General features: G+C 61.8%; 13 protein-coding genes. 9 read left to right on the plus strand and 4 right to left on the minus strand.

Features of this window, described 5'->3' with window-relative positions:
* The first annotated feature begins 150 nt into the window (after nucleotides 1-150).
* Nucleotides 151-552, plus strand: a complete 402-nt coding sequence (locus ON20_RS27015; RefSeq protein ID WP_051163410.1) for a DUF397 domain-containing protein — start codon at nucleotides 151-153, stop codon at nucleotides 550-552.
* Here the strand turns inward: ON20_RS27015 and ON20_RS38175 are convergent.
* Both ON20_RS38175 and ON20_RS38180 read right to left on the minus strand, forming a co-directional pair.
* On the minus strand, nucleotides 513-872 hold the full coding sequence (locus tag ON20_RS38175; RefSeq protein ID WP_218002650.1) for an amino acid--tRNA ligase-related protein: 360 nt from the start codon (nucleotides 870-872) through the stop codon (nucleotides 513-515). The two genes, ON20_RS27015 and ON20_RS38175, sit on opposite strands and share 40 nt — an antisense overlap.
* Nucleotides 845-1,141 carry a hypothetical protein gene (locus tag ON20_RS38180; protein WP_218002651.1) on the minus strand — a complete coding sequence of 99 codons (297 nt, stop codon included), beginning with the start codon at nucleotides 1,139-1,141 and terminating at the stop codon, nucleotides 845-847. Before ON20_RS38180 ends, ON20_RS38175 begins: the two co-directional genes overlap by 28 nt.
* A 172-nt stretch (nucleotides 1,142-1,313) precedes the next feature.
* Between ON20_RS38180 and ON20_RS27025 the strand changes: the two genes are divergently transcribed.
* The 8 genes from ON20_RS27025 to ON20_RS27060 all read left to right on the plus strand — a co-directional run bounded on the left by ON20_RS27025 (nucleotide 1,314) and on the right by ON20_RS27060 (nucleotide 10,299).
* Nucleotides 1,314-2,420: a Gfo/Idh/MocA family protein gene (locus ON20_RS27025; protein WP_157229045.1), complete on the plus strand. Its 1,107-nt coding sequence runs from the start codon at nucleotides 1,314-1,316 to the stop codon at nucleotides 2,418-2,420.
* Between the two features lie 20 nt (nucleotides 2,421-2,440).
* On the plus strand, nucleotides 2,441-3,439 hold the full coding sequence (locus ON20_RS27030) for a Gfo/Idh/MocA family protein (RefSeq protein WP_040840163.1): 999 nt from the start codon (nucleotides 2,441-2,443) through the stop codon (nucleotides 3,437-3,439).
* Complete coding sequence (locus ON20_RS27035) at nucleotides 3,430-4,551, plus strand: mandelate racemase/muconate lactonizing enzyme family protein (RefSeq protein ID WP_040840165.1); 1,122 nt, start codon at nucleotides 3,430-3,432, stop codon at nucleotides 4,549-4,551. Before ON20_RS27030 ends, ON20_RS27035 begins: the two co-directional genes overlap by 10 nt.
* Nucleotides 4,544-5,269 carry an SDR family oxidoreductase gene (locus ON20_RS27040; RefSeq protein WP_083865323.1) on the plus strand — a complete coding sequence of 242 codons (726 nt, stop codon included), beginning with the start codon at nucleotides 4,544-4,546 and terminating at the stop codon, nucleotides 5,267-5,269. Before ON20_RS27035 ends, ON20_RS27040 begins: the two co-directional genes overlap by 8 nt.
* Before the next feature lie 35 nt (nucleotides 5,270-5,304).
* A complete protein-coding gene (locus ON20_RS27045; RefSeq protein ID WP_051163412.1) occupies nucleotides 5,305-6,507 on the plus strand; it encodes an ATP-grasp domain-containing protein in 1,203 nt (400 codons plus the stop codon).
* A gap of 2 nt (nucleotides 6,508-6,509) precedes the next feature.
* On the plus strand, nucleotides 6,510-7,784 hold the full coding sequence (locus ON20_RS27050; RefSeq protein WP_040840172.1) for a M20 family metallopeptidase: 1,275 nt from the start codon (nucleotides 6,510-6,512) through the stop codon (nucleotides 7,782-7,784).
* Nucleotides 7,785-7,919: 135 nt separating this feature from the next.
* Nucleotides 7,920-9,188, plus strand: coding sequence for a serine--tRNA ligase (gene serS, locus ON20_RS27055; protein WP_040840174.1), 1,269 nt, complete (start codon nucleotides 7,920-7,922; stop codon nucleotides 9,186-9,188).
* A 10-nt stretch (nucleotides 9,189-9,198) separates the two neighbouring features.
* Nucleotides 9,199-10,299, plus strand: coding sequence for an aminotransferase class I/II-fold pyridoxal phosphate-dependent enzyme (locus tag ON20_RS27060; RefSeq protein WP_040840176.1), 1,101 nt, complete (start codon nucleotides 9,199-9,201; stop codon nucleotides 10,297-10,299).
* Here ON20_RS27060 and ON20_RS27065 read toward each other — a convergent pair.
* Nucleotides 10,284-11,249, minus strand: a complete 966-nt coding sequence (locus ON20_RS27065; protein ID WP_157229046.1) for an NAD-dependent epimerase/dehydratase family protein — start codon at nucleotides 11,247-11,249, stop codon at nucleotides 10,284-10,286. The genes ON20_RS27060 and ON20_RS27065 overlap by 16 nt on opposite strands.
* Nucleotides 11,250-11,374: 125 nt before the next feature.
* Entirely contained in the window at nucleotides 11,375-12,634 is a 1,260-nt protein-coding gene (locus ON20_RS35065; protein ID WP_040840179.1) for a nucleotide sugar dehydrogenase, read from the minus strand.
* Between the last annotated feature and the right edge of the window lie 81 nt (nucleotides 12,635-12,715).

Genomic DNA, 12,715 nt, shown 5'->3' on the forward strand with positions numbered 1-12,715 from the left:
ACCGACACTGGGATGGTCCGAGACACCGACACACGCCGATGTCGTCGAGGACGAATCTGAGGTCAACAGTCTGATCTACGCCTACGGGCACGCTCTGACGCAAACACTGAGCGCTGACGAATCACGAGCGATGATCAAGGAACACCTACGTTGAGCGACGCACAGCCCCAGCCCTTCGCCCGCACCACCGCCCACCCGCGCGGTTGGCGCAAATCCACGTACTCCGACCATGGAGCCGCCTGCGTCGAAGTCAACACCGACGCCGACCCCGTGCTCGTCCGCGACACCAAATACACCGGGCCCGCCGACAAACGGCCGATCATCGCCGTACCCGCCAACGCCTGGCCCACATTCCTCGCCGCCGCCCTCGGCGAGCACACTTACGACCCCGGGACCCGCATACCGGTCATCGAACACAACCAACCCACAGGCGAAACCTCCCTGACCGATGCGGCGGGTACCGTGCTCGCCTTCACTCAGGACGAATGGGACGCATTTCTCAGCGCCGTGCGTCAGGGAGAATTCACCCTGCCGACTCTGACCTCCGTGTAGTAGTACCGCAGGTGACGGCTCAATTTCTCCGGCCTCGGCGTCCTGATCAGCGATGCCGGACGCATTGTCGTGCTCGCCGTTGATGTCGGCGTCGTCCGGATGCCGACCGAACTCGGAGTACGGTTCATCGCCGAACTGCCGCGCAGGACAGCGGCACTATCGTAGTCGGCGATCCGGAATGCCTCATACATGATTGCCGGGTCGTGGTTGCGGACGGCACCGCTGGACAATTCGATGCCGTTGCACACGACGTCGTACTGCCACGCAAGTATGTCGAGCGGTTCCTGGTTGTTCAGTGCGTCCAGTTCACCTTGGGGCATGGGGAAGAACGGATTGTGGGAGAACTCGATCGACCGTCGTCGGCCTTCTCATGCATGGAGAAGTCGACCACCCAGCAGAATCGGAACACGTTCTCGTCGAAGATGCCCGCCCGCTTGGCGGCTTCGACGCGGACCTCGCTAATGATCCGTGCCACGTCGGCCTCGTATCCGGCACCGAAGAAAATCGCGGTTCCTGGTTTACCGTCCACCGCAGTGACCGGCTTGTCAGTAACGGTGTCGCTGAGGAACTCGGGCGAGCCTACCGTCAACGGAGAGTAAGACCTGGCCGCGCACGGCCTCGCCAAGGTCGGAGTGAGATCTGAATGCGCAGGCCACATCTGTGCGACCGTGGTAGCTTGGCGGAGCGGCGTGCATCGACCCTGGGGACGCCGGAGACAGTGCCAAAGTCGTTGGGAGTGGGGAGATTTGCGGGTGCGGGAGATGAGTCGATCGGCACAGAACTTCGACATCCGGCTCGTCACCCCCTCGAAGGTGCTGGTCGTCGGGGCAGGCCGCGCAGGGCAGCGATTTCTGCGGGTGCTGGCGTTTCTCGAACAGGCTGGCGCTCCGGTTCAGGTGTGTGGAGTGTGCGATGTCGACGAGAAGCTCCGCACCGTCGCGTGTCCGCCCGGGGTTCCCTTCTTCCGCAATGTTGCCGAGGCACTGAAGGTGTCGCAGCCGGACTCGGTTGTCGTATGTGTGAACGAGATAGCCCACCACAGCGTTATCTCCACAATATTCGAATGGGGACAGGGGGTTCGCTCGATTCTGTGCGAGAAGCCACTGACGCGGACCCTCGCTGAGTTTCGCGATATAGAACCCTCCTGTCAAAACCATCAACTGACCGTGAATTTCGTGGAAAGACACAGTCCGATCGTCGAGTATTGGCAGCACTGGACCTCACAAAACGATGTCGACATTACCAGGGTCGAATTCAACTGGGGCAAGAGCCGGTTTCGTGATTCCAGGCCAACGATGGGAGTGCTGTCGGAGATCTCTCACCCAATCGACCTTGTGCGGTTCCTGATCGGAGAGCACCCGGACGTCGGCTTCGAACTCGTGTCGGCGACCCTCACCGAAAGCAACTTCACGCAATCCGAGGTACCTGTCCCTGACACCGCGTACGTCACCTACACGATCGGCAACACGCCGGTCTTGGGATCGTCGTCTTTCCTGTGGACTTCGCGCCGAAGAAATATTGTCATCTGGGCCGAGTCACACGGCGAATCCGGCGTGTACCGCGCGACATTCGATTTCGATAACCCACTGTGGGACCAGGATGACCTGGTCATTCATCGACTTGACCCTGCCACCGGCGACGCAAATGTTGTCGCAGAGTATAGGTGCACGAACTCTGATTTTCCGGAGGATCTGTTCCAGATCAACAAGGTTGCACGGTTTGTCGCCGATAGCCTGTCGACCGACGGTGCCCGCAGCCGCGTGGCGGCGGCACCAGCAGACGCTGAGTGGGTGCAGGTGGCGCTCGACACTATAGAGAGGCAAGCTGCCAGGATCAAGCCGCCCGTAGAATTCAAGGTCGACAAGTGAACCGACATCATTCTGCGGATATGCTCAGGCTCGGCATAGTCGGAGTCGGATTCGCGGGGAAGACACTGACCGACGCCGCAACCGCACTACCAGAATCAGTCACTCTCAGCGGAGTTTTCAGTCGCCAATTCCGCCAGGCTGCCGATTTCGCCCAGAACTACGGAACCAAAGCATATCGAGAGCTCGATCATTTACTCGAGGCTGTAGATGCGGTGGTCATAGCGGCTCCGCATGCACTACACGCACAGCTCGCGGCAGCCGCGCTGACGGCTGGTAAGCATGTGTTCGCGGAGAAGCCGTTCGTCACGGCAGTCGACGATGGCCAGGATCTCATTCGGCTCGCTACTTCGAAGAAGCTGATTCTCTCGGTGAACCACTTCCAACGTTATCGCTTACCCAACGCCGCCGCGTACCAGGTTCTTGGAGAAGATCGGATAGGTCGGCTTGTCGGTGCACAATGCCGGCTGTTCGAGCCGCCGATGACCAAGTGGTGGCAGCAGCGGCGCGAGAACATCGGATTCTTCTCCGGATACGGCGTCCACGCGGTTGACCTGCTGCGTTGGTGGTTTCGAGATGAAGTGGTCTGTGTATCGGCACGCCAAGGCGCCGATTCATCCGGAGTCGAGCACACCACCGTAGCCAACCTCGAGTTCGCCGCGGGGCCAGTTGCGCAGGTAATGACGAGTGATCGTCGTGTGGGTACACCGGGTCAAGCGGGCCGGGCAGCGGCGTTCACGACTACGATCGCCGGTGCGGCCGGGATGGTGGAGATCGATTCCTACGGCGCGACGACCTGTTTCACTCCTGAGCCGGACATGATTGCCGAACTGTCCTCGTGGGAAGCGATGACCGATCCCGCTCGAATGGACGCATACATCTGCTCGCTGCGCCAGTTCGTGTGCGCATGCCGTGGCCTTGCACCTGTCGAACTGTCGGCTGAGGATGCGCTACGCGCTGTGGAGATCTGCCTGGCCGTGGATCGATCGGCTCAGCGAGGTGGTGAACGCGTGTGCGTGTAGCGGATGTCGACGCCTTCGTATTGAGAGCCGCGCTGGAACGCCCCATATGGGACGCGCGTTCAAGGATCGAGCACCGTGCTGCGGTACTCGTTCGTGTGGTCACCACCGATCCAGAGATAGTCGGATGGGGTGAAGCTGCGTGCTTCGGCGGTGCAGAACGGGCAGTGGCCGCAGCGGTGGAGGGCGCATCGGAGCTGATTCGCGGACGTGATATCGAACCCCGGGTCTTCATTGACGACACCCACCAACGCCTGGCGCACTGGGGCCGCGCCGGTATCGTCACGTCGGCGATATCGGGAATCGAGATCGCGCTCTGGGATGCATTGGGCAAGGCAGCAGGCATGCCGGTGTCGCGCCTGTTCGGGGTGAAGCCTCGGGCTCTCCCCGTGTATCGCACGCTCGGTTTCTACCCGAGCGTGTCGGAAGATGACTCCCTGCCGTCGCTGCGTTCCGCCTTGGCCGAGCACGACCTATCCGATCTCAGCGCGGTCAAAATCAAGATCGGCCGGCATGGTCGTCCTGATGACCTCGGTCGTGCGCAGACGGCGCGCGAGATCATTGGCAACGATATCGGTCTGATCGTTGATGCGAACAACGCTTACACGCTGCGCGATGCGCTTGCGGTGTGCCGGGCGCTAGACGAGCTGGACGTGTTGTTCCTCGAGGAACCGATCGAGTTCGATCAGCCCGAGGCCAGCGCACGCCTGCGTGCTGAATCGCCGGTGCCGATCGCTGGGTACGAGCTGGCTCCGACTGCGGCCGGATGTCAACGGTACCTGGATGCCGGTGCGGTGGATTACCTCCAACCGGACGCCATCTGGTCCGGCGGAATCGCAGAGGGCGTGCGTATCGCGGAGGCCGCATCGCTGGCCGGTGTGAGAGTGATCCCGCATAACTTCTCCACCTCGGTCGGCACCGCAGCGAACTACCACCTCGCAACAATCGCAAACTCGCCGTTGCTGGAAATAGACGGCACCGGTAGCCCGATCGGAGACAAGGCGCTGGCCTGGGACGGATGGTCCACTGCCGATGGCGCACTCGCCATGGTAGACGGAGTGGGACTGGGCGTCCCGGATCCAGAGAGCTGGATGGGGCCGTTCATCGATGAATGACCAACGATTCGGCGTCGGGGTCGTTATCGGTGCCTCCAGCGGGATCGGTGCGGCCACGGTAGCTCGGCTATCCAGACAGACGACAGTGGTGCATGCGGTATCGCGCCGTAGCGGTGTATCGGACGCCGGTGTAAAGAGCCATGTGGCCGATATCCGGTCCTTTGAGCAGGTCGCCGAATTGTTCACCACATTGCCGCAAGAGATCGACTACGTGGTGAACTGTGCGGGTGTCGGCTACTACGCACCGCTGACCGGCGACTACAGCCAAGCGTGGCGCGAGATCGTTGAAACAAATCTACTCGGCATGGTGAACCTGCTGGCCGCTATCGAACAAACCCAGCGAATCGTGCGGACCCTGGCGGTTGTTTCCTCGCTTGCGGCGCATCAGCCCTCGACCACTCCGGGCAACACTGTCTACTCAGCGGCGAAGACGGCGGCGCGGACGCTGGTGAACCAGTATCGGGACGAGGCCCACTCGATGGGGAAGAGAATCCGGGTTGTCACGATCAGCCCTGGCTACGTCGAGTCGACAGGGTTCGGCGAGCGATTCTTCGAGCATGCGCCCGATCAGGCGGTCGATCTGTTCGCCGGCCACTCCTGCCTTCGCCCCGAGGACGTTGCCGAAGCCATCGATACAGCGGTATCTGCACCGAACGGCGTCGAGATGTCGGAGGTCGTGATTCGCCCGACGCCGACACGTGCGGAGAGGGATCAGTAGTGCCGAGATTGGTGGTATGTGGCGTCGGGTCGGGGATGGATCGCTCCCTCTCCGAGATCGCCGCAATGGGGTACCAGTTGGTGGTTGTCACGGACACCGTCACCGCACAGGTCATCGATGCAGCTGATCAGGTGATCGAGGCCTATCCGCGGGACGTCGATGCCGTGATGTCCCAGGTCGGCAGCGCGAGAATTCGCAGTGTGGTGGGCGTCTTGTCGTTGGGCTACGAGAATCCTCCGGTGATCTCTCGGCTCTGTGAGCGGTTCGGCACTCCCGGACTACCCTTCGACGTCGCCCTGAACTGCACCGACAAGACCCGCCGTATCCGCCTGCTCGATGCCGCCGGGATAAGGGTTCCTCGGTATCGGACCGCCGACAACATGAGGGATGCACTTCAAGCATTCGAGGAGATCGGTGAACCAGCGGTGGTAAAACCAGCCGATCTCACCAGTTCGATCGGGGTATCGCTGCTGCACTCTGGCTCTGCGAACCACCTGATTCGTGAGGCCTTCAACATGTCGCCGGCCGGCCGGGTAGTCGTCGAGGAATATCTCGAAGGAACCGAGCACACCATAGAAGGGGTTCGGCAGCACGGACAGGTGTCCATCACTGGCGTCTCCGACCGCAACTACAGCGACAAACTACGGTTCGCACCGTACTTTTTCGAGAACGGTGACACCCTTCCGTCAAGCCTGCCCTCTACGGCTCTGGAAGACCTGATCACCACATGCGTCGCTGCCGTCGACACCCTGGATCTCGACCCGGCAGTGTTCAGTTGCGACACCCTGCGTACGACAGACGGAGAAAGTGTGATCTTGGAGGTCGCCGCCAGGATGGCAGGTTCCCGTTTCGGGACCGAGATCGTACCGCTGTCGACCGGGGTCAATGTACTTCCCAGCGCCGTACGCCTGGCTGTGGACGAACCACTTCAGGCGTCGGAAACCGCACCGAACAGCAACCGGCCGGTCGTCTTGCGGTACCTGGCAAGTTCTCCGGGATTGGTGACTACCGTTGACGATCTTCCTGCCCGCACGCCTAACGGTGTGTATGACCTCTTCTGGGAGAACCGGCCTCAGCCCGGCCAGAGACTACAGCCCTACCGTTCGGGCAAGGACATGATCGCCGGAGTCATCGCGTCCGGAAACAGCCTCGCCGAGGCCGAGCTGATCGCTGCCCGCGCACTCGCAGAAGTACCACTGACCATTGAAGATCAACAACCGAACAGCTGTGTGAGGTGACAATGTCGACCGAATATCCCGGGCCGCGGCTGAAAGAGAGCTTCGAACGCTGGTACCGACCCCGGCGTGACGCGGTTGCACGACGGTTGATGGAATACATCGAGATTCCGACCGTTACTCCCGACGAACACGCTGCATCCGAATTCCTCACCGACTACCTCTCGACCGTAGGTGCCGACCTGGAGCCTGTTGCCTGCGCACCAGCCCTCAACCAGCATCCGGCCTGGTCTCCGCACGGGCAGAGCAGTACCGGTCCTGACCGGGGCAGCTGGCGTTCTACCCTGGGCGAGGGGACCAGCGGCACGCGCACCTTGTTCAATGCCCATGTCGATGTTGTCCCCCCATCCCCCGATTTCCCGGATGCCTTTCGGCCGAGAAGGGTCGATGACATGGTGATCGGCCGGGGCGCATGCGACACGAAGAACAACCTGATCATGCTGGTAGAGGCTGTCCGGTTCCTGCGGGATGAGGGAATTCCGCTGTCACGGACCGCCGTGCTGGATCTTCCGATCGAGGAGGAGATCGGCGGAAACGGAACACTGTCGCTGGCGCTGCAAGCACCTGATGTCGATGAAGCCGTATGCCTCGAGCCCACATCACTGCAGGTGCTACGAGGTCACCGTGGATGCCTGAGTTTCCGAGTCGATGTACACGGCCGGAGCGTACATATGGGCAGCACCCACAGTGGCCTGGACGCCATCGCCGGGGCACTCGAGGTTATCGACCGGCTACGAGACCTCGAACGACACCTCCTCCAGCAAGCACGGACTGAACCCGGATTCGAGGATGTGCCGTTCCCACTGCAGCTGAACGTGGGGATGATCTCTGGCGGCGAATGGTCGGGCAGCGTCGCCGAACGATGCTCGATCTGGGCCGACGTCGGGTTTATGCCAACGACATCGCTCTTGGAACTCGAGCGCCAGGTGGAACAAGCGTGCCGATCCATCCCCACCCGGGAGATGGCCGAGACTCTCACTATCCGCACCGACGTGGGCCTGCGCAATGATGCCTATCTGACCGATGCCACCGAGCCGGTCGTCACGGATCTCGTATCTGCGATTTCCAGGCACTCCCTGCGACCCGAACCACCTCGAGGCTGGCACGTCAGCTGCGACGCACGCATCTACCAGAAGGTCGCCGGGCTGCCCACCGCGATCTTCGGCAGCGGCACACTGGCCGACGCGCATTCTCCACATGAGCAGGTCTCGCTCACCGAGCTGGGCAACGGGATCGCGATCCTGGCCGGTTTCCTGTCCTCCCCGCCCGGCCTGGCATAGCCGCAGTTGCCCCGCCCGGACTCCACCACCAGGCGTCCTATCTCGGGTTTTCTGCCGTCTGGCCGCAGCGACTATAGTTGGCCTGCCGTTCTCACCGCGGGGCCCCATTCAACGTTCGACGACGGAAGACTGCCGATGCTCGATAGGAAGTTCGTCCTGGCGAACCAGGCGCTGATTGAGCGCAACATCGCCGACCGGCGCAGCCGGCCGGTCGACGTGCGCGAGTTTGCGCAGCTCGAGCAGGACAGGCTCAACAAAGAACAGCAACTGCAGCAGCTTCGACACGAAGCCAAGAATGTCTCGAAGCAGCGCACCCCGGATGCCATCGAGCATGGCCGCGAGCTCCGCGCTCAGGAGCGTGAGCTCAGAGACGAAGTAGCCACGCTGCAGGCTCGTGCTGACGAACTGCTGGCCGGGATCCCGAACCTCACGCACCCCTCGACGCCGATCGGAGGTGAAGAGGACGGCAAAGTTATCGCGCATGGCGCAGCTACGCCGCGAGTCGTCGATTTTCCGATCAAGGATCACGTCGACCTCGCCACCGATATGGGCATTCTGGACCTGACCGCCGGCAGCCGGGTCGCGGGCGCGGGATTCTACTTCCTGCAGGGCGAAGGCGTGATGCTCGAGCTGGCATTGCAGCGCATGGCACTCGACCGGGCCATGGCAGCGGGCTACAGCCCGCAGATTGTGCCCGAACTGGCCCGCGACGAGATCCTGGCCGGCACCGGATACACCCCCCGCGGCGACGAGGCCAACACATACCATATCGAGGGCGACGACCTGAACCTGATCGCCACCTCCGAGATCGTGCTGTGTGGTCGTTACGCCGACCAGGTCCTGAATGAGGCCGACCTGCCCTTGAAGCTCTGCGGCATCAGTAACTGTTACCGGACCGAACGCGCCTACGGCCGAGCAACCCGGGGCCTGTACCGGGTGCACCAGTTCAGCAAGGTCGAGATGGTGATCATCTGCCACCCCGACGACAGCGAACAGTTCCACGACGAGCTGCTGACCATCGAACGCGGAATCTTCGACGACCTCGAGATCCCGTACCACGTCATCGACATCGCCTCCGGCGACCTCGGCGCACCGGCCTATCGGAAGTTCGATATCGAGGCATGGATGCCCGGCCGCGGCGACGGCGGCGAATACGCCGAGGTCACCAGTGCGAGCACCTGCACCGACTACCAGGCGCGCAGGCTGGGCATTCGTTACCGTGGCGAGGATGGCAAACGCCACCTCGTGCACACGCTCAACGGCACCTCGTTGGCGGTCGGCCGCGCAATGATCGCTGTCCTCGAGAACTATCAGAACAGCGACGGCACGGTCACGGTGCCCGAGGTTCTGCGGCCCTATCTCGGCGGGCTCGAAACGATCACCGGCACTACCTTGCGAACGTAGGCACACACGGATGGAACGGGGGGCTCCGATTGATCTGGCTCGCGGCGAGCTGCCGGCGGCGACAGTCATGCATCTCCTGCAAGACCTGCCATTCGCCGATGTCCTGACTCGTGGGTACAACTACTGCGATGCGGCTGGGTCACCTGCTCTGCGGGACATGTTTCTGCAGCAATTGGCGCGAGTTGCCACCCGTATCGAGGACACGCTGGTTACCCACGGAGCCCTCGGCGCCATCGATTTGGCGTTACGCACGCAATGGACGCCGCCTCGGCGATTCGTCACCTTCGATCCCACATATCGGGAAGCGTTGACGATCGCGAGAGCCCATGGGCTCCCAGCCGTGGCGATTCCTAGACCTGCCGAGTCGGCGGTGGACCTAGCTGATCTGCTGCGTTCCGATGACATCGTGTATGTCGTTCCTACCTGGAACAACCCCGACGGATTCTCGTTGAGCTCCGGCGAGATAGAGTTGTTGGCCACCGCGCTCGCACGGACAGGCGCGACGCTGATCGAAGATGACGCCTACCAGCCTCTCGATATGGCGGCGCAGCGTCCCAGCGTCACCGCGCTCGTAACCAGTCTCCGACCGACGTCCTTTGCAATCCGACTGCAGTCTTTCTCCAAAATTGCGTGCCCTGGCGCACGGTGCTGCGTCGTTGAAGGCAGTCGCGCGGCGATCACCGCCATGTCCTCGGGAAAGATGGATTTCGGGACGTCGCCACTTGCCGCCGAGTTCGTCACTGCCCTCTTGGCCGGCGGGGTCTTTGACCAGCTCCGGTACGAGATAGCCGATACATTGCACGACCATCGCAGCGCCGCGCTCATGGCACTCAAAGGATGGCCAGAACCTATCGACCCCGGCAACGGGTACTTTTTGTGGATACCGTTTGGCGTCGGTGATTCCGCTGCCATCGCTGCTGGGCTCGAAAGTCAGGCAGGGGTGAAGGTTGCTGCGGGGGCACCTTTCCAGGTCACTCCCGGTACGACCGCCCAGCTGCGGGTCAGCATCGCGTGGGAACCAATCGACCGTTTGGTTGAGGGGTGCCGAATCCTGCTGGAACAGCGGCTCCGGAACGAACATGGCGTATTTCCCGCTTACGAGCGACCATGATGTGCGAACCACGCAACGGTCTGCCGCATACCCGTAGCGAAGTCGACCACCGGCTCGTACCCGAGCAGAGCATTGATCTTGGTGAGGTCAGCTGAGGCCGAGCGGACATCCCCTGGCCGTTCGTCGGTAAATGAGGGGTTCTGTGTGGTGGTGCCATTTGTGGTCTCCGCTGCGGTCGCCTTGATCTTGTCGAACAAGTCGAGCAGTGAGATCGCTCGCTGGGTCCCGACGTTGAAAATTTCGCCACCGCCGCACGATGCGCCACACGCAAGTAGGTTGGCATGCACAATGTTTGCCACGTGGGTGAAATCCCGCTGCTGTTTGCCATCGCCGTAAATCTGGACTTCGCGCCCCGCCGTCATCGACTGAATCCACCTCGGTATGACCGCGGAATAGGGACCGTGTGGATTCTGCCGGGGCCCGAAGACATTGAAGTATCGCAGTCCAGTGACCGAGATATTCCCCATCTCGTGATAGCAGCGGGCGAAGGATTCCGCCGCTTGCTTACTCGCAGCATACGGCGACAGGGCGACCCCCAGCAGATCCTCCCTGCGCACCAGGTCGGGGACGTTTCCGTAGACCGAACTCGAACTGGCGAAGATGAACCGTTCGACACCCACCGATACGGCAGTATGCAGCAGTGTCGCCATACCGAGGACGTTGTTATCAGCAACCGTGATCGGGATCTGGAGCGAGCGAGGCACCGAGTTCAGCGCCGCCTCATGAAACACCACATCCGCACCGCGCAGCGCGCGCTCACAGTCGTCGGGTGACCGGATATCGCCGGAGATGAGTTCGAATCGCTGCCAATTGCGTCCTACCCGGCGTGCGACGTCGGCAAGATTCGCCTCCGATCCCGTACTCATGTTGTCCAGCCCCCGGACTTCGATGCCGCGATTCAGCAACGCCTCGACCAGATGAGAGCCGATGAAGCCAGCGGCGCCGGTCACTACTGCGACCTCGGGAAGCCGTCGGTATGGGTGGTCGCCCGCGAGCAGATCAAGCGTCGGTGCGGTCTGGGAGCGCCCACTCTCGTCAGGCCCAGAGAAGTCCGCGTGGGTCAATGATTGCCCGGTCACGTGTTCGCCTCTGTGCGTTGTGCGGTGAAATCGAGCAGTAACGTCGCCTCCTGCCGAATCTGATCTGCGTCGAAGCTGTCGTGGTGAACCAGCAGCGCAACGACGTCGGCGGTCCGTAGTGACTCGGGTGTCAACGGGATCACCGGCAATGCGGCCAGCTCGGGCAGTGTCGGATCAACGTGAGGATCGATCGCCTGAACAACCGCGCCGCGATCGGAGAGTTCACATGCCACGACTACGCTCGCGGAGTTCCGGATGTCGCCGATGTTCGGCTTGTAACTCAACCCCAGCAACACGATTCGCGCGCCATTGACCTTTCGGTCCTGGGCCGCCAGCACTTCGCCGATACGATCGACGACCTGGAGTGGTGTATCGGCGTTTGCCGACACGGCCGCCTCGGCGGTGCGCAGCGTACGGCCAAGAGCCGTGCGGATATACCACGTCAGATAGACGACGTCCACTGGAAGACAGTGGCCTCCGATTCCTGGGCCGGGCGAGAATGGCAGGTACCCGAATGGTTTCGTGGCTGCCCCGCGCAGACTCTCCAGAAGGTCGATGCCGGAATCGGCGAATACAGCGGCCATCTCGTTCACCAGCGCGATGTTGACGAATCGGAACGTGTTCTCGATCAGTTTTGCCAGCTCCGCTTCGCGGGTGCCCTGCAACGGAACGACCTCATCAACGAATTTCTCATAGAACCGACAGGCACGGGCAGTGGACTCGCTGTCGATGCCGCCGACGAGCTTGGGAATCTTCCCCACTGTCCACATTGATCCCGGGTTGATTCGTTCCGGACTGAACACGACATGGAAGTCGCGTCCAGCCGTCGAACCCGACGCATCGTTGAGAATTGGAACAACAACGTCTTCGGTGGTTCCCGGGTAGGAAGTTGATTCCACAGTGACCAGGCATCCCGGTCTCATTGCGGTGCCAACCATCCTTGCCGCCGCCTGTAGGGCCGATAGGTCGGGTGCCCCGTCTGCGCCGAGTGGGGTTGGTACCGCTACCACAGCGACATCGAAGCGCATCTCTGTGGTCAGAGCGTCGACCGGCTGATAAGCCCCAGTAGCGGTGGCCGCTGCCAACTGCTCATTCGAAACCGACTCGACGTAGGATTTTCCGCAGCTGAGGTCTGCGAGCCGCCGCGGATCGTTTTCCACCGCGATGACGGTCAATCCCGCTTCTACCGCCGCCATCGCGATCGGAAGCCCGACGTACCCTTGGCCGACGATCGCGACTCTGTGATCCGGATTCACCCGATATCCTTAACTCGCTGTGTATTTCTCTGTCGTTCAATGTGGTTCATTGCAGCATCAGAGGTCGGACAATGCGGCCGA

Source organism: Nocardia brevicatena NBRC 12119, assembly GCF_000308495.1.
Lineage (GTDB): Bacteria > Actinomycetota > Actinomycetes > Mycobacteriales > Mycobacteriaceae > Nocardia > Nocardia brevicatena.